This window comes from Bradyrhizobium tropiciagri (assembly GCF_018130505.1).
In the GTDB taxonomy this organism is placed as follows: domain Bacteria; phylum Pseudomonadota; class Alphaproteobacteria; order Rhizobiales; family Xanthobacteraceae; genus Bradyrhizobium; species Bradyrhizobium tropiciagri_B.
On sequence record NZ_JAFCKH010000004.1, the window covers coordinates 368743 to 384320 of the forward strand.

The 15578-nt window shown below is 65.3% G+C and carries 21 protein-coding genes; 20 read left to right on the forward strand and 1 reads right to left on the reverse strand.

The window, feature by feature from the left end; all coding sequences use genetic code 11:
- The 4 genes from JQ633_RS12450 to JQ633_RS12465 all read left to right on the forward strand — a co-directional run bounded on the left by JQ633_RS12450 (position 1) and on the right by JQ633_RS12465 (position 1489).
- The gene (locus JQ633_RS12450; RefSeq protein WP_211985305.1) at positions 1-354 is read left to right on the forward strand and encodes a MazG-like family protein; all 354 of its coding nucleotides are present in this window, start codon (positions 1-3) and stop codon (positions 352-354) included.
- Entirely contained in the window at positions 354-569 is a 216-nt protein-coding gene (locus JQ633_RS12455) for a hypothetical protein (protein ID WP_211985306.1), read from the forward strand. The genes JQ633_RS12450 and JQ633_RS12455 overlap by 1 nt, the downstream gene beginning before the upstream one ends.
- 14 nt (positions 570-583) lie before the next feature.
- Positions 584-1153 carry a hypothetical protein gene (locus JQ633_RS12460; RefSeq protein WP_211985307.1) on the forward strand — a complete coding sequence of 190 codons (570 nt, stop codon included), beginning with the start codon at positions 584-586 and terminating at the stop codon, positions 1151-1153.
- A gap of 84 nt (positions 1154-1237) precedes the next feature.
- A complete protein-coding gene (locus JQ633_RS12465) occupies positions 1238-1489 on the forward strand; it encodes a DUF2312 domain-containing protein (protein WP_433995648.1) in 252 nt (83 codons plus the stop codon).
- 14 nt (positions 1490-1503) lie between these two features.
- On the opposite strand, the gene JQ633_RS12470 is transcribed toward JQ633_RS12465, so the two are convergent.
- Complete coding sequence (locus JQ633_RS12470) at positions 1504-2064, reverse strand: hypothetical protein (protein WP_211985309.1); 561 nt, start codon at positions 2062-2064, stop codon at positions 1504-1506.
- Between the two features lie 44 nt (positions 2065-2108).
- Between JQ633_RS12470 and JQ633_RS12475 the strand changes: the two genes are divergently transcribed.
- From JQ633_RS12475 to JQ633_RS12550, 16 genes are all read left to right on the forward strand, one after another.
- Entirely contained in the window at positions 2109-2288 is a 180-nt protein-coding gene (locus JQ633_RS12475) for a hypothetical protein (protein ID WP_211985310.1), read from the forward strand.
- A complete protein-coding gene (locus tag JQ633_RS12480) occupies positions 2285-2674 on the forward strand; it encodes a hypothetical protein (protein WP_211985311.1) in 390 nt (129 codons plus the stop codon). The genes JQ633_RS12475 and JQ633_RS12480 overlap by 4 nt, the downstream gene beginning before the upstream one ends.
- Positions 2665-4395, forward strand: a complete 1731-nt coding sequence (locus JQ633_RS12485; protein ID WP_211985312.1) for an SNF2-related protein — start codon at positions 2665-2667, stop codon at positions 4393-4395. Before JQ633_RS12480 ends, JQ633_RS12485 begins: the two co-directional genes overlap by 10 nt.
- Before the next feature lie 112 nt (positions 4396-4507).
- On the forward strand, positions 4508-5698 hold the full coding sequence (locus JQ633_RS12490; RefSeq protein WP_211985313.1) for a hypothetical protein: 1191 nt from the start codon (positions 4508-4510) through the stop codon (positions 5696-5698).
- A gap of 24 nt (positions 5699-5722) precedes the next feature.
- On the forward strand, positions 5723-6376 hold the full coding sequence (gene nusG, locus JQ633_RS12495; protein ID WP_211985314.1) for a transcription termination/antitermination protein NusG: 654 nt from the start codon (positions 5723-5725) through the stop codon (positions 6374-6376).
- 208 nt (positions 6377-6584) lie between these two features.
- Positions 6585-6767 (forward strand): hypothetical protein, encoded by a 183-nt coding sequence (locus JQ633_RS12500; protein WP_211985315.1) that lies wholly within the window; start codon positions 6585-6587, stop codon positions 6765-6767.
- On the forward strand, positions 6764-7321 hold the full coding sequence (locus JQ633_RS12505) for a hypothetical protein (RefSeq protein ID WP_211985316.1): 558 nt from the start codon (positions 6764-6766) through the stop codon (positions 7319-7321). Before JQ633_RS12500 ends, JQ633_RS12505 begins: the two co-directional genes overlap by 4 nt.
- Before the next feature lie 171 nt (positions 7322-7492).
- The gene (locus JQ633_RS12510; RefSeq protein WP_211985317.1) at positions 7493-8185 is read left to right on the forward strand and encodes a hypothetical protein; all 693 of its coding nucleotides are present in this window, start codon (positions 7493-7495) and stop codon (positions 8183-8185) included.
- Entirely contained in the window at positions 8154-10181 is a 2028-nt protein-coding gene (locus JQ633_RS12515) for a terminase gpA endonuclease subunit (protein ID WP_211985318.1), read from the forward strand. The genes JQ633_RS12510 and JQ633_RS12515 overlap by 32 nt, the downstream gene beginning before the upstream one ends.
- The gene (gene gpW / locus JQ633_RS12520; protein WP_211985319.1) at positions 10181-10384 is read left to right on the forward strand and encodes a gpW family head-tail joining protein; all 204 of its coding nucleotides are present in this window, start codon (positions 10181-10183) and stop codon (positions 10382-10384) included. Before JQ633_RS12515 ends, gpW begins: the two co-directional genes overlap by 1 nt.
- A complete protein-coding gene (locus tag JQ633_RS12525; RefSeq protein WP_211985320.1) occupies positions 10384-10563 on the forward strand; it encodes a hypothetical protein in 180 nt (59 codons plus the stop codon). The genes gpW and JQ633_RS12525 overlap by 1 nt, the downstream gene beginning before the upstream one ends.
- An 8-nt stretch (positions 10564-10571) precedes the next feature.
- Positions 10572-12203 carry a phage portal protein gene (locus JQ633_RS12530; RefSeq protein ID WP_211985321.1) on the forward strand — a complete coding sequence of 544 codons (1632 nt, stop codon included), beginning with the start codon at positions 10572-10574 and terminating at the stop codon, positions 12201-12203.
- Positions 12200-13123 carry a S49 family peptidase gene (locus JQ633_RS12535; RefSeq protein WP_211985322.1) on the forward strand — a complete coding sequence of 308 codons (924 nt, stop codon included), beginning with the start codon at positions 12200-12202 and terminating at the stop codon, positions 13121-13123. Before JQ633_RS12530 ends, JQ633_RS12535 begins: the two co-directional genes overlap by 4 nt.
- A gap of 62 nt (positions 13124-13185) precedes the next feature.
- Positions 13186-13647: a hypothetical protein gene (locus JQ633_RS12540; protein WP_211985323.1), complete on the forward strand. Its 462-nt coding sequence runs from the start codon at positions 13186-13188 to the stop codon at positions 13645-13647.
- 82 nt (positions 13648-13729) lie between these two features.
- Positions 13730-14407: a head decoration protein gene (locus JQ633_RS12545; RefSeq protein ID WP_211985324.1), complete on the forward strand. Its 678-nt coding sequence runs from the start codon at positions 13730-13732 to the stop codon at positions 14405-14407.
- Between the two features lie 91 nt (positions 14408-14498).
- On the forward strand, positions 14499-15542 hold the full coding sequence (locus tag JQ633_RS12550) for a major capsid protein (RefSeq protein WP_211985325.1): 1044 nt from the start codon (positions 14499-14501) through the stop codon (positions 15540-15542).
- Positions 15543-15578: the final 36 nt, after the last annotated feature.

The window sequence follows — 15578 nt, forward strand, 5'->3', positions numbered from 1 at the left end:
ATGTCGCCCCTGTCGTTTGAGGAATTCAGCAATGCCAATCGCGAACGCTGCGAAAGCCCGCAGGGCTTCAAGCACCCTCTAAACGGATGGTCGTCATCCGACTGGATGACGGCAACCGTCGGTGAACTCGGTGAGGCGGCCAACGTCATCAAGAAGCTCAATCGATACCGGGATGGAGTGCCCGGCAACAAGCAGTCGGAGCAAGAGCTGCGCGACCAGCTGCGCAAGGAGCTCGGCGACGTATTCGTGTACCTCGATCTGCTGTGCCAGTCGTGCGGCTTTAACATCGCGGACGCGGCGATCGAGGTCTTCAACGCGAAGTCGGTCGAGATCGGCTATCCCAAGGTTCTGTGATGCGCCGGAAACCTAAACGCGTCCTGATCGACGAACTGGCGCTGTCGCTGCGCAAGCCGACGGCCGCGCCGCTGATCGATCCCGGCGAGGCGGTCGCGGTCGCGCTCTCGATATCTCAGCCGGGACCGGCCCGGCTGATCTCGCCGGACGGGCCGATGGTCCGCCTGGTGCTGCTGTCGCTGAAACTGGCCGGCTACAAGATCGAGCCGCGATGACCGGAGAAATGAATATGAATCAGGCAACCGCGGCGGTCGACATTCAGTCCTTTTGTGCCGGACCGGAACAGCGTCGGATTGTTCTGCAAAGCCCGTTCACGCGCGGGGCTTACACCTACGCGACGGATGGCCATATCCTGATCCGCGTGGATCGCCTGGACAGCGCGCCGATCGACGACAAGATAGCTGCTGAAAAGGTTCTCATTGGGTTGGACGCGGCAACCTTTGCGCCGGTCGGCACAATCGTGCTGGCAGCGAAAATGCCGGCTCAAGAGTGCAACGCCTGCGAGGGGCGCGGCACCGAGCACGATTGTCCAAGGTGTGAATGCCAGTGCGAAGCCTGCGGCGGCCGTGGATCGATCGACCCGGAGCGGACCGTGTCCGTCGACTTTGCAGGCGCGATCTTCGCGCTGAAGTATGTCCGGCAACTGCTGTCGCTGCCAAACGTCGAGATCGCCTTTGAGACCGCGACGCCCGGCCCGCTGCTCTTTCGATTTGATGGCGGGGTCGGCGCCCTGATGCGTTGCGCGACGCGAGGAGATCATCACGTTGCGCTACAGCCGAGTACGCATGACCCGATCTGATCCTGTTTTGTAGCGTCCCTCGCGTCCCCTGTAACCGTCAACCTCGGAGACCGCGCCATGCTCGCGCGCACGGAACCTGCTGCCATGACAGAACAACCGTCGACCCGCTTCGCCAAGGATCAGCTGAAATCGATCATCGAACGGATCGAGCGGCTGGAGGAGGAGAAGAAACAGGCCGCTGACGACATCCGCGACGTTTACGCAGAAGCGAAGGGCAACGGCTTCGACGTCAAGGCCCTGCGCACCGTGGTCCGGCTGCGCAAGATGGACGTCAACGAGCGGCAGGAGCAGGAGACGATCCTCGAGACCTACATGCAGGCGCTGGGGATGCTGTGATGGTAAGCAGCGGCCTAAGAATGCATTTTCCGAATTTCGCGCGACAAGGTTTGGAGCAATCGCTGTGCCGGTTCCCTACCGTCTACTGCAAACTTCGCTGCCTCATCAGGTGTGGTGCTGAAACTTGCAAAATCCACTCTGAGACCCAGTTTGATTGCGAACAGTCGACGCCGAAGCAAATCGATATCGTTCGCGGTCTCTTCCGAATAGTTTTGAAGCTTGTTCCAGGCGCAGTCCAGCTCTGGTGTGGTGTCAAGCTCAGTTTCATAAAGCTTGATCACAGCTTCGTCCACCGGCGATCGATTAGGGTTCTGCAACACGAGTTGGACTTTGTCGGCGCTCTCTTCGAGGTGCTTGAGGGCCAGCATGATGCGACCGACCTCATATCGAAGTCGAAGGCGGTCGCCCAACATTGCACGCTGATGCTCGCGAAGTGCGATCTTCGCGTCCGATCGAGCTTTATGTGTTGCACCCAGATAGGCAATTCCCGCCGCGGCGAGCGCGATCAACGCTGCCAGAGCGGGCTGGAAATCCTTCAGAATCTCGTAAATCGTGTGCGTGGCAGGAGGTTGCATTCGACTAGGTTGCACAATCGCAGTGCGGTTGTCGAGGCGGCTGCGTGACCCCCGACCAACTCACTAACTTCCGCTGCCGCTTGGCCTCGAACCGTCAGCCGGTCGAGCGCGGCCAGCAGTACGCGCACCCGCGCGGCTGGAATGATGCGCTCGATTTCGTCGAGCGGACGCTGCGCGACGTGCTCGGCGAACCGGCGCCGGCGCGCGGGGAGGATCGGACATGAACGGTCCTTCGCACCGGATCCTCGAGGTCTTGTCGCGCTACCGGATGCCGCTCACCGACGAAAAGGCCCTGCAGGTCGAGATCGCGAAGGTGCTGATGTCCTGCGACCTGCCGCACCAACGCGAGGTCGACCTCGGCGGTGGCGATATCGTCGACTTCATGGTGCTCCGCCCGGGCTTGAGCCTGCAGAAGGGCACGGCGCCCGGCGTCGCGATCGAGGTCAAGATCGGCGGCAGCCGCCGCGCGATCTTCCGCCAGCTGGAGCGCTACTGCGCCCATGACGCGGTCGAGGAGATCATCCTCGCGACCGCCGTCTACATGGGTCTGCCGGAGACGATCGGCGGCAAGCCCGCCCATGTCCTGCCGCTGGGGAGGGCATGGCTGTGAGCGCGCTGGTGCAGGATGATGAATTCCTCGCCGCGGCGTCGCGGCTCGCCTGGCGCGACGAGGATGCGCGGGAGCGGACCTACGGCAAACTGAACCTGTTCGGCAACGTCTGGGTGATCCAGGAGCTGGAGCCGCAGGTCGCGATCAGGATCAAGCGTGTCTTCCCGCGCATTAACCCGACGCAGGTCGGTGCGTTCCACTTCGCCGACAATGACGAGGGCCGCGCCGAACTTGAATGGTTCATGGCGCGTTATCCGCTGCAGGTCTCCGCGGCCGATCGCCAGCGCCTCAGCGAGGGACGGCTGCGCTTCGAGCAGTCGCGCATCGAGCTCGAGCAGATCATGCGCGGCGACTGGAAGCCGCAGACCGTACCGGCGCGGCTCAGGGACGGCTTCGAGCTGCGGCCAAACCAGGCGCGGGCCGTCGAGATCGCGCGGCGGCTCGGCCGGCTGATGGTTGCCGACGACGTCGGCCTCGGCAAGACGCTGGCGGCGCTCGCTGCCGTGATGGACCCGGAATTCCTGCCCTGCGCGATCATCGTGCAGCCGCACGTCGCCAACCAGTGGGAAGACGAGTTCATCAAGAAGTTCACCACGCTGTCGGCGCATGTGATCACCGGCACGACGCCGTACGTGCTGCCGGTGCGGGACTGCTACATCTTCAAATATTCGAACATCTTCGGATGGGTCGATATCGCCGACACCGGGCGCTTTCGCTCGGCCGTCTTCGACGAGGTGCAGGAGCTGCGCCACGGCCGCGGCACCGGCAAGGGCGATGCCGCCGCGGTGTTCGCCAATAACGCAGGCCTGCGCATCGGCCTGTCGGCGACGCCGGTGTTCAACTACGGCGGCGAGATGTTCAACATCTGCGACATCATCGAGCCGGGCATTCTGGGCACGCGCGAGGAGTTCGTGCGCGAGTGGTGCCGGTTCGACGACGACAGCAAGATGATCGTCAAGGATCCGGTCGCGCTCGGCGCGCACCTGCGGGATCTCAACTTCATCCTGCGCGAGGTCGGCAAGGGACCGCCGCCGAACCGCATCATCCATGAGGTGCCGTACGACGCCGAGGCGGCCGCAGCCGATGAGGAGCTGGCGCGGCAGCTGGCGATCAAGGTGCTGTCCGGCAGCTTCACCCAGCGCGGGCAGGCAGCGCGCGAGCTCGACATGATGGCGCGCCACACCACCGGCGTCGCCAAGGCCGTGCACGTCGCCGCGTTCTGTCGGCTGCTGCTGGAGGCCGGCACGCCGATCATCCTCGGCGGCTGGCACCGCGACGTCTACGACATCTGGCTGCGCGAGCTCGCGCCGTTCAATCCGCTGCTCTACACCGGCAGCGAGACGGTGAAGCAGAAGGACGCGGTCAAAAAGGCCTTCATGGAAGGCAAGAGCGACTGCATCATCATGTCGCTGCGCTCCGGTGCCGGCCTCGACGGCCTGCAGCACCGCTGCAAGACCGTGGTGCACGGCGAGCTCGATTGGTCGCCGAAGGTCCACGAGCAGCTGCGCGGCCGCCTGCGCCCGCACGCGCGCCTTGATCCGATCGACGAATTCTACGTCATCACCAACGGCGGCTCCGACCCGCTGATCGCCGAGCTGCACGGCCTGAAGGCGTCGCAGGCCTTCGGCATCCTCGATCCTGGCCGCGGCGTGCAAGCCGTCGCGTCCGATGAATCCCGCCTGAAGAAGCTGGCCGAGATGTATTTGCAGAGGGGGAAATGACCCAAGACTTCTCCACAGTCCGATCCTGCCGTTTCCGGGCGACTTCGTCGCCTCGCGAGGGCGCGCGGACCTTCGTTTCTCCTCGTTTTCCGACTTGTGCACAGGTGCTCTCATGAGCTGGGAGGCTGTCACCTGGGCCAGCCGGCAGCGGATGAAGCTGCCGCACGAGCAGCTGATCCTGCTGGTGCTGGCGAACTGCGCCGATCCGAGCGGCGTCGCATTCGCCGAATGGCCCGGCCGCGAGCATTGGTGGAAGTATCTCGTCGACCGCACGCGCCTGTCGAAATCGAGTCTGTTCCGTCACATCAACACGCTGATCGAGCTCGGCTTGTGCAAGCGCTCGATGGTGGTGCTGGCCGACGGACAGAAGCGCCCGACCATCCGCCTCGACCTCGAGGCGCGCTACGATATCGACGAGATCGAGGCCTCTCATTCCCATGGGCGGGACCAGTCTCATGGTGAGACTGGCGACGATGAGGCTGTGGACGATGAGGATTTCGGCAGCGAAATCAGCAGCGTAGACGCGCCGAGCGTCGACGTTTCGCGCCAGTCTCATGGTGAGACTGGTCCCACGGGTGGGACTGGCCCATTCCCAATCGTGGGAATGCATAAGGATTCCATACTAGATTCCAAAACTCCCCCCTTACCCCCCTCCGGGGGGACGAGCGTGCCGGATCAGCTTTGGGATGAGTTCGTCACCGCATGGGGCGAGCCGATCCCGAAGATGGCACTGGCACGCAGCGCATGGGACCACATCGCGACCGTGAAGCGGTCGGAAGGGGTCGCCGCAGCGAAGGGCTACTGGGCCTGGCTCAAGGCGCACCCGAAAGCGCCATCGCCGCAGAGCGCGCAATCGTTCCTCCGCGACATCGCCGGCTGGTCGCAGTGGCTTCGGTACACGCCGAACGCAAGCGGCGCGGCCGTGTCGGCCTCGATGGCGTTTCCGCTCGCCAGCCGTGAGGGCAAAGCGCTCACCGCGCTGTACGAGATCGCCGGCAAGGGCGACTTCCTCCGGCAATTCATGCTGCGCAACGGCGCGATCAACTACCCCCGGCCGATCTCGCCGCGACTGCTCGCGCTCGCCGATGCGCCACAGCGGTCGGAGTGGGTGCGGCTGGAGCGTCAGCAGGCCGCGGCGTGGGAAGGGCTGATCTCCGATGCGGTGACGGTTCAGGTCCGCCAACGCATGGCGGAGGGCTCGCAGGCGCCCTGGCCGTGGCCGCCGCGCAAGGACGGCAACCTGTCGGCGGCCGGGCCGCCGGACAGCCTGATGACGGAACAGGACTTCAGCGATTTCCAGTGAACAGCGAGGCAGGAAGCAATGCTCATGAAAACGCCGGTCGATAAGGAAGCCGAGCAGCGCAGGATCTACGCCGAGGAGCGTGCGGCCGAGCGCGCGCGGGAGCGCGAGGCGGCGGGACCGAAATGGTACATCGTCCAGTGCATCCGTGGCACGGATCGGCAGGCGCTCGATGCGTTCGAACGGCACAAGATCGAAACCTACTATCCGACCGTGGTGCAGATGAAACCGATGCCACGGCGCCGCATGTCTGCGGTGCAGCGCCGGTCGGGTCTCACGGTGATGCAGCCGCACGACGTCGCGATCTTCCCGCGCTATGTCTTCACCCGGTTCGACATCCGGTCGCTGGGCTGGCGGGACGCCTTTGAGTTTGCGGGTGTCGGCGGGCTGATGTGCCATGGCGGCATGCCGGTATGGATGCCCGACGACGCGATCGCCCGCGTGCGCGAGCGATGCGGCAAGCCGATCGCCACGACCGAGACGCTGCGCTACTTCTTCGCGCTCGGTGAGAAGGTGATCGTCACCCATGGCCCGTTCGCGTCATTCCCCGGTGTCGTCGAACAAGCGGTGGACCTTCCGATCGAGAAGCTGGACGCCAGTTCGAGAATCAAGGTAGCCGTACAAATCTTCGGACGGGCAACGCCTGTCGAACTCGAGCACTGGCAAGTCGCCAAAGCGTAGCCACCCCACCAGCCACCCCTGCAGCCACCCTGTTGGCCACGCAGAGTGCGAAGCCTGCAATATTCAAAGCCCCGGCATCGTCCGGGGCTTTTGCTTTTGTAGTTGGTCAGGTGACCATTTCTCCTGAGCGTGGCCACCTTACTTCGCTGTTGAACTTGACGCCGCGCGGCGATCCGGGCCGCGCGGCTTTTTTCCCGGGACGGTCTAGATGGCTTGTCGTTGCAACGAACGGCGCGAGGCGATCGTCCGGATCGTGAAGAGTGCCAGCGTCGGAAAGACGGAAGATGTGGTCAGGAATATCGACTTCGTCGTGAAGTCGAGCGCCGAGGATACCGCAGCCATGCTGCGGCAGTCGATCGCGGCCGCGCGCTTGCGGTTGATCCGCCGATGAGCGGGATCGAGATCAAATACGATCTCTCATCGATCCGGCACGTGTCCGACGTGATGCATCGCGCGCAGAAGCTGGCTCCCGATGTGTTGCGCCTGGCCGTCAAGCATACCGGCGGCAAGGCGACGTCGGCGATGCGCTCGGCGCTCGTCGACCAGACCGGCCTGAAGCGTGGGACGCTGGTCCGTGCGGTGAAGGGATCATCGGCTGGCCTCGGCTACATCATCAAGTCGCACGGTGGGAACATCCGCCTGAAGTTCTTCCGTGCACGCGAGACCCGCAAGGGTGTCAGCGCCGCACCATGGAATGCCCGGCGTATCTATCCCGGGACGTTCATGAAGGGCGGGCGGTTTCCCAACCGCAAGCCGCTCGGGATGGGCGGGCAGGTGATGCAGCGCGCAGGGTCAAGGCGCTTGCCGCTGCACGGCGTCAAGTCCGGACTGTTCATCCCGGAGGAGATGGTCAAGGGGCAGTCCGAGGCCGCGTTCTACGGCGTGCTGCAGTCCGACCTCGCGCCGCGCCTCGAGCACGAACTGTCACGCATCCTCGCGGGCTGAACGTGCGGCCTCTCGGCGAGCAATACATGGGGCGATGGGCGTGGGTGAGACGCTTGAGGGCGGGCGGGTCCTTCCCGCCACCCCCACCCCCGCGGCCAGAAACGGCCCCGGGGGTTCGCCAGTTAAACGGGGTTGAAAACTGACCGAACACGCCGAACATCCGAACGCCCCATGACCGAACACGCCGAACAAGGCGCGGCAGCGCCGCCGGATGAGGGGTTGTGGCTCTCGGTGACGGAGCTGGCGGAGCGCAAGGGCGTCCGAAAGTCGACGATCTCGGAGAAACTGAAGCGGCTCGTCGCCGAGCAGCGCGTCAGGGTGAAGCCTGGTCCGGGCAAGGCCAAGCTGATCAACGTCGCCGAATACGATATCGCGGTCGGAGAGGTCGGTGATGGTGCCCGCGAGCTCGGCGCCGCGACCAAAGCGGCCGATGCGGGGCGGACCACGGCGCCGAGCGCGCCCAGGGCGACGGTCGACGGCCGGCTCCGCGACGAACAGACCCGCGAGAAGGCCTACGCCGCGGATCTGAAGTTCCTCGAGCTCGAGCGCGCGCGCGGCAACCTGCTGCCGATCGCCGAATTCGACGCGGTGGCCGACGAAGCGGCGAGCCGTATCGCCGATATCGTCGACAGTCTGCAGGCGCGCGACAGCGAGCTGACGGCGATCGCGGTGAGGGAAGGCGAAAACGGTATGCGCGCCGCGCTCAAACGGACCGTTCGGGCCCAGCGCGAGGCGATCGTGCGGGCAATGAGGGATATGGCGATCGCGGTGCGTGCCCGGGCGGCGTCTGCTGCGGCCGGTGTGGCCGTCCAGGCGGAGATGCCGCTCAGTCATGACGATCCAGTTCCTGCAGACAGCGTATGACCGGCTTGCGGCGGTGTTCGATGCGGCGCTGTCGCCGCGCGAGGAGATCTCCTTCGCCGACTGGCTGCCGCGAAACATCAAGCTGGTCGACGGGCCCAACGCCGGCGAGCTCTGGAATGCCGACGGCGCGCCGTATTTGCTGGAGATCGCTCACTGCCTGAGTGACGACCACCCCTGTACGGAGGTGAGCCTCAGGAAATCCGAGCAATCGGGCGCCTCGATCCTTGCGCTCGCATGGTGTCTCTACATCGCCGACTGCGAACCGGCGAACACGCTCTACGCCACGCCCGGCATCGAGTTTTTGCGTGACCTGAACAACGCAAAACTGCAGCCGATGATCGATGCCTGGCAGAAGCACACCAGGCGCGACGGCATCGGCAGCAACAAGCCGCCGGTGATCTATCCGCTGGCACGGACGATGGCGGGCTCGACGACGTTCGAAAAGGTGTTCGCGGGCGGCCGGCTGTGGCTCGCCAACGCTCATTCCGTCATGGACATGAGCGGCAAGACCGCGAAGAAGGGCGTGCGCGACGAATTCTCGAAGTGGCAGAACATTCCGGGCTTTGGCGATCCGGATACGCTGTTCAAGGGTCGCTTCACCGCGTTCCGCCGGCGAAAGAACTTCAAGATCCTGAATATCTCGACGCCGGAGATCGACACCGGCGATCCGAGCGGCGAAACCGAGGGCCACTGCCGGATCACGCTGAAGTTCGAGCGAGGCGATCAGCGATACTGGAATTGCCTGTGCCCGGAGTGCCGGAAATTCTTCGTGCACCGGTTCGAGCAGTTCCTGATCGACGAAAAGCGGCCGCATCTGTCGGTCTATCGCTGCGATTGCGGCCATCACGTCACCGAGAGCGAGCGTGTCGACGCGGTGCGGGCCGGAAAATGGGTCGCCGAGGTGCTCGACGAGCTCGCGCGTCAGCCGAGCTTCCACATCGACGCCTTCATCTCGCTGATGATGAGCTATGAGGCGATCGCCGAGGACTATATCGGCTCGCGCAAGAGCGAGACCGCGAAAAAGGACTTCTCGACCCTCAAAATGGGCCGGGCCTACCGCTTCCGCGGCGATGCGCCGGACCACATGCGGCTGTTCGAGCGGCGCGAGGACTACCGCCGCGGCCACATCCCGCCGGGCGCACTGCTGCTGGCGATCGCGGCCGACGTGCAGAAGACCGGGATCTATTACGAAGCCCTGGCCGTCGCGCCGAACCGCGAAAGCTGGGTCATCGACGCCGATTTTCTGCCGGGCACAACGACAGATCACGACGATGGCGCGTTCATCGAGCTGACCAAGCTCTACCATCGCTCCTGGCCGGATGCGTACGGCAACAAGCGGCGGCCGGATACGTTCTCTGTCGACGCCAACTACAACACCGGCGCCGTCAAGACGTGGACGCGGATGCATCCGGGCACGCAAGCGGTGATCGGCCGCGATGGATGGGGCCGGCCGCCGCTGTCGGCGGCGCAGCCGCAGGACATCGACTACCGCGGCAAGGTCATCAGGGGCGGCTCGACGGTCCGCTTCGTCGGCACATGGCCGCTGAAGAGCACGTTCTACGCCTATGTGAACCTCGCCGTGAAGGCGGACGGCTCCTCGGTGATCTACCCGGTCGGCTACTGCCATTTCGGGCTGTTTCAGGAAGAGGCGTACTTCAAGCAGATCACGAGCGAGCACCTCGTCGATCAGAAGATGTCGCGCGGGCGCAAGCAGCAAGTCTGGGAGCCGCGCAGCAAGGGGCTCGATAACCACTGGCTCGACACCCGCATCTACAACATGGCCTCGCTCGACGCGTATTTCGCGAGCTTCACGGCGGATGACTGGGCGCTGCTCGCCAGCGAGCGCGGCATTCCGGAGGATCTGCGCAAGCCGGACCTGTTCTCACCGCGTGCGTTTCAGCGCGGGGCCGACATGGTGACGGGTGAACTGCCGATCGAGCCGCCGCCGCCGAACGATCCGTGGGCGCGGCTCGCCGAGATGAACCGGGGGATTTGATGACCGACCAGGAGATGCTCGACCAGGCCAAGGCCGCGCTGCATCGGCTGATGATCGGCGAAGCCGTCGTCGAGTGCGAGTGGCAAGGTCAGAAGACGAAGTTCGGGCAGGCCAACATCAACCAACTGCGCGCCTACGTCGCCGAGCTCGAGGCGCGGATCGCGGGCCTGCCGGTCCGCGGTGCCATGGGGATCGTGTTCTGATGGAGGGCTGGCACTTCCACGTGCACGCATCTCACGCCGGCGGCGACTTCATCGCGATGGCGAAGAAGGAGCCGTTCGTCAACGGCGATCCCCTGCGTGAGCCGGGCGACGTCTGGTTCGAGTTCGGCGCTTCGCCGGACGAGGCCATGGCCAAGCTGAAGCGCTCGCTGCTCAACTGAAAGATCGCATGACCCGTCTCGCCGTTTTCGACAGTACCGGCTCGCCGGTTCCGCCCGAACGCATCGCTGCGATCCGGCAGGGGCAGGGCGATGCGCCCGATCCGGCCTATCGCGCCGGCGGCTGGCGCGGGCAGGAGTTCGCCGCCTGGATGCCGGCGCCGACGTCGGCGGATTCCGCCGTCCTGCCGAACCGCGATCTCACGGTCGCGCGTACCCGCGACGTTGTGCGCAACGATCCGACCGCGCAGTCGGGCGTCTCGCGCCTGGTCGAGATGCTGGTCGGCGCCAAGCTAACGCTGTCATCGAAGCCGGACGCCCGCGCGCTCGGTCTCGACCGCACCGACAAGGCGCACCGCAAGATCCTGCGCGATCTCGCCGGCTCGATCGAGTCCGAGTGGTACCAGTTCGGCAACGATCCGCAGCGGCGCTGCGATGCGCAGCGCCGGCTGACGATCAACGGCATCTTCCGCCTGCTGGCGCGCACCTTCGCGACCATGAACGAGACGACGTCCTGCCTGAAGTGGAAGCCCGGCGGGCGCTATTCGACCTGTGTGCTGGCCATCGATCCGGACCGGCTGTCCAACCCGAACGGCCTTCCGACCACGCAGAAGCTGCGCGGCGGCATCGAGTTCGACGAAGACGGCGCGCCGATCGCCGGCCATATCCGCAACGGGCACCCGGCCGATTGGTACATCGTGCCGCCGCCGATGACCTGGACGCGGATTCCGTTCCGCACGCCGAGCGGCCGGCCGGTGCTGATCCACGGCTTCGAGCCGGAGCGCGAGGACCAGGCGCGCGCCATGACGCCGTTCGCGGCGTTGGTGAAGCGGCTGCACATGATCGGCAAGTTCTCGGATACCGAGCTTGCCTCGGCGACCGTGAACGCGCTGTTCGCCGCGTTTGTGAAGTCGTCGCTCCCCGTCGGCGAGGCGACCGCGGCCTTTACGCCGCAGACCGTCCTGACGATGGAGGGCAAACGGCTCGACTATTGGACCAAGAATCCCGCGCATGTCGGCGGCGTGCGCATCCCGGTCATGCCGATCGGTGACGAGATCCAGATCAACTCGTCGCCGCGCCAGACCACGGCCTTCAACGATTTCCAGAAGGCGTTCCTGCAGTCGATCGCTGCGGCGCTCGGCATTTCCTACCAGCAGCTGTCCGGCGACTGGGAGAGCATCAACTATTCCAGCGCGCGCGCCGCGCTGAACGAGGTCTGGCGGCACATCCAGATGCTGTTCGCCGTGTTCGTCGACCAGGTCGTGGCGCCGATCCACTATGCGCAGCTCGAGGAGGCCTTCGACCGCGGCTACATCAAGCCGCCGCCTGGCGCGCCCGACTTCTGGGACATGCCCGGCGCCTATCTGCGCGCCCGCTGGATCGGGCCCGGCCGCGGCTATGTCGATCCGGTCAAGGAAGCGCAGGGCGCCTCGCTTCGGATGGGCAACATGACCTCGACGCTCGAGGACGAATGCGCCGACCTCGGCCGCGATCTTGAGGACACGCTCGATCAGATCGCGGACGAGGAGGAGATGCTGGCCGATCGCCGGCTGACCCGCACGCTGTCGGCGGGCAGCGGGCTTCTGGCCGATCCTTCCGACGCCGGCAACGACCCCGAACAGGACAAGAGGGCGAACGCATGACGATGCTGATGCCGCATATCGCGTCGCGGATGTTCAACACGCCGCTGCTGATCGACGCCGGCAAGGCGGCCGCGATCCTGACCGGCCTGGGCGGCCGTGTCGTCGACGGCGGCGTCGAGTTCACCGGCGCCGTTCCGCTCAATCACATCGCGTTCGAGGGCGGCCGGGTGTCGGACAGTCTCGGCACGCTCGGCGATCGCCTCGGCCGCGCCTATGAGAAGGCCGGCGAGGGCGGGCGCATCTTCGATCGGATCGGACCGGTCGCGCTGGTGCCGATCGAGGGCACGCTGATCCACAAGGGCGCGTTCCTAGGCCAATCGTCCGGCGAGATGTCCTACCAGGGCCTGCAGACCAAGGTGCAGGCGATCCGCCGCGATCCGTCGGTGCGCGGCGTGGCCTATGAGGTGGATTCGTTCGGAGGCGAGGGCGCCGGCGTGTTCGACACCGCCGACATGATGGCGCAGCTCTCGCGCGAGAAGCCGACGATCGCGATCCTCAACGATTTCGCGTTCTCGGCCGCCTATCTGCTCGCCTCGACGGCGAGGCAGATCATCATTCCCGCCATGGGCGCCGCCGGCTCGATTGGCGCCATCACGATGCATCTCGACCATTCGGCCCGGCTCGAGAAGGCCGGCACCAAGGTCACGATCGTCGCCAGTGGCAAGCACAAGGGCGACGGGCATTCGTTCGGCCCGCTCTCGGAAGACGTTCTTGCGAAGATGCAGGCGCGCCTCGACCGGATGCGCGACCAGTTCGCCGCGGCCGTCGGCGGCTATCGCGGCAGCCGCATGACCAAGGCCGCCGCGCTGGCCACCGAGGCCGACGCCTTCACCGGAGACGAGGCCGTCCGGATCGGCCTGGCCGACGAGGTCGCGCGTCCCTCCGAGGCCTTCGAGCAGTTCGTTTCGCTGATCCGCTGAGTCTCTCAGCGGCTTTTCCACCACCAATGGCCCGCGCGGCGAGCCATCAAGAGGAGTTGCAAATGTCTGGATTGTCCGGAATTGCCGCCGTGCTCGCGGCTATCGGTTTGAGCGCAGATTCCAAGGATTCCGTGTCGCGTGCCGCGCTGGATTCCGCCATCACCGCGGCGCTGGCGGAAGGCGAGAAGGCCGGCATCGTCAAGGCCGGCAACGAAGTGATCAAGATCAAGGCCGATGCGACAGTGGCCGAGCGCGGCCGGGCCAAGGCGATCCTCGTCCATGCCGATGCCAAGGGCCGCGAGGATCTCGCCGCGCATCTCGCCTTCGACACCGACATGACCGCGGAGGCGGCGACCGCGATGCTCGGCAAGGCGCCGAAGGGCGGCGACGTGAAGACTTCGCGGCTGGAAGGCAATGTGCCGAATCCGCAGGTCGAGCCCGGCACCGAGCCGGTCAAGCCGGGCGACGGCCTCAACGCCGCCGTCGACGGCATGGTGGCTGCCCAGAAAAAGCGCCTGGCGTAGTCGGGCCAGTCTCACGGTGAGGCTGTGCAAATTTGCCCAGCCTCGCGGTTTCAACGATTCCCAGCTCAAAGGACTTTCCATCATGCTGACCACCTTCAAGGCCACCGAGCCGCGTATCGAGACCAACGTCCTGAAGTACGTCGTCGACAACGTCATCTCCAAGGGGCAGGACATTCTCGCCGCCGGCAGTGGCTCCGACAACGTTACCGATTTCGGCACCGTGCTCGGCAAGATCACCCTCGGCGCCCTCGACGCCGCCTATGCCGCGCGTGCCGGCAATACCGGCAACTTCACCAACGCGTTCGCCAATCCGAAGGTCGCGCCGGGCTCCAAGCTCGGCGTCTACACCGTGACCTTCGTCGCCGCGACGCGCTTCCGGGTCGAGGATCCGGACGGCATCGAGCTCGGCGAGGGCACGACCGGCGTTGCGTTCACCAACGCGCTGAAGTTCACCATCACCGCGGGCGGCACCCCGGCCGCGGTCGGCGACGCGGCCGATATCACCGTCACCGCCGCGGCCGGATCGGCCAAGGTGGTGCCGATCAATTTCGCCGCGACCGATGGCAGCCAGAATGCCTACGCGATCGCGCTGGCGAAGAAGGTGGCGAAGGACGGCGGCGCCGATCAGCCGATCCTCACGCTGAAGCGGCTGGCTGCCATCGATCCGAACTATCTGATCTGGCCCGCCGGCGCGACCGACAACCAGAAAGCTGCCGCGCTCGATCAGCTCGAGAAGAAGCACATCATCCAGCTGCCCTGATCGCTCTTGCCCGGCGCGGTCCGCTGCGCCGGTTCACCCTTACGTTCAACCAGGCTCCCCGGCATAGCCGGGCTTCAAAGGATCCCCGGCCATGTCGGACACGCTCGACGTCATTAATTTTCCCTACACCTCGCTGCAGCTCTCCACGGCAGTCAACCGCATCCCGAACAACTATGGCCTGCTCAATGCGCTGGGCCTCTTCCCCTCCGAGGGTTCGGTGTCGACCCTCGTCGAGATCTCGATCGAGGACGGCACCATTCGCGTGCTGGCCGCCAAGGAGCGCGGCGCGCCCGGCACGGCGAACGATCGCGGCCAGCGCAAATCGTTCTGGGTCGAGATCCCGCATTTTCCGATGCTCGACCTGATCACCCCGCGCGACCTGCAGAACATGGTGGAAATCATCGGGCGGTCGAAGGGGACGCGGACCCTCGACAGCGAAGTCGCAAAGCGCCTGTTCAGCATTCGCCAGAAGCATTCCGTGACCCTGGAGTGGGTGCGAATGGGCGCGCTGAAAGGCGTGATCACGGACGGCAACGGCGACACGCTGCTCGATCTCTATGACTTCTTCGGCGTCACCAAGAAGACGATCGATTTCGCACTCGGGACCGCCGGCACCGACATCATCTCCAAGTGCCAGGAGCTGCGCCAGTCGATGGCAACGAATCTGAAGGGCGAGACGATGACCCGTCCGGAGGTCATCGTGGACTCGAACTTCTTCAGCAAGTTCGTGCAGCATGCCAAGGTCGAGAAGTTCTGGGTCAACTGGCAGGCGGCCAGCGAACTGGCGCGGGCGAAGTACGACCCGGCGGGCGGACAGCTCGGCCGGGTGTTCGAGTTCCAGCAGATCCTGTTCCGCGAATATTACGGCACCGCGCCCGTCGGCAAGCCGCCGGTCTCGACGCCCTTCGTGCCCGCCAACTATGGCTACGCCTATCCGGCTGGCACCCAGAACATGTTCGAGACCTGGAACGCGCCGGCGGAAGACGTGCGCGTCGTCAACCAGCCTGGTCAGGACATCTGGATCTCGCCCGAAATCCTCAAGCATGGCGAGGGTATCGAGCTCAAGTCGCAGTCGAACTGCCTCGCGGTGTGCAAGCGGCCCGAGGCGCTCGTCGAGTGCATGACCTCGAACTGACGTCTCCGCCTGGCGCGAGCTCTCGCGCCAGGCTCT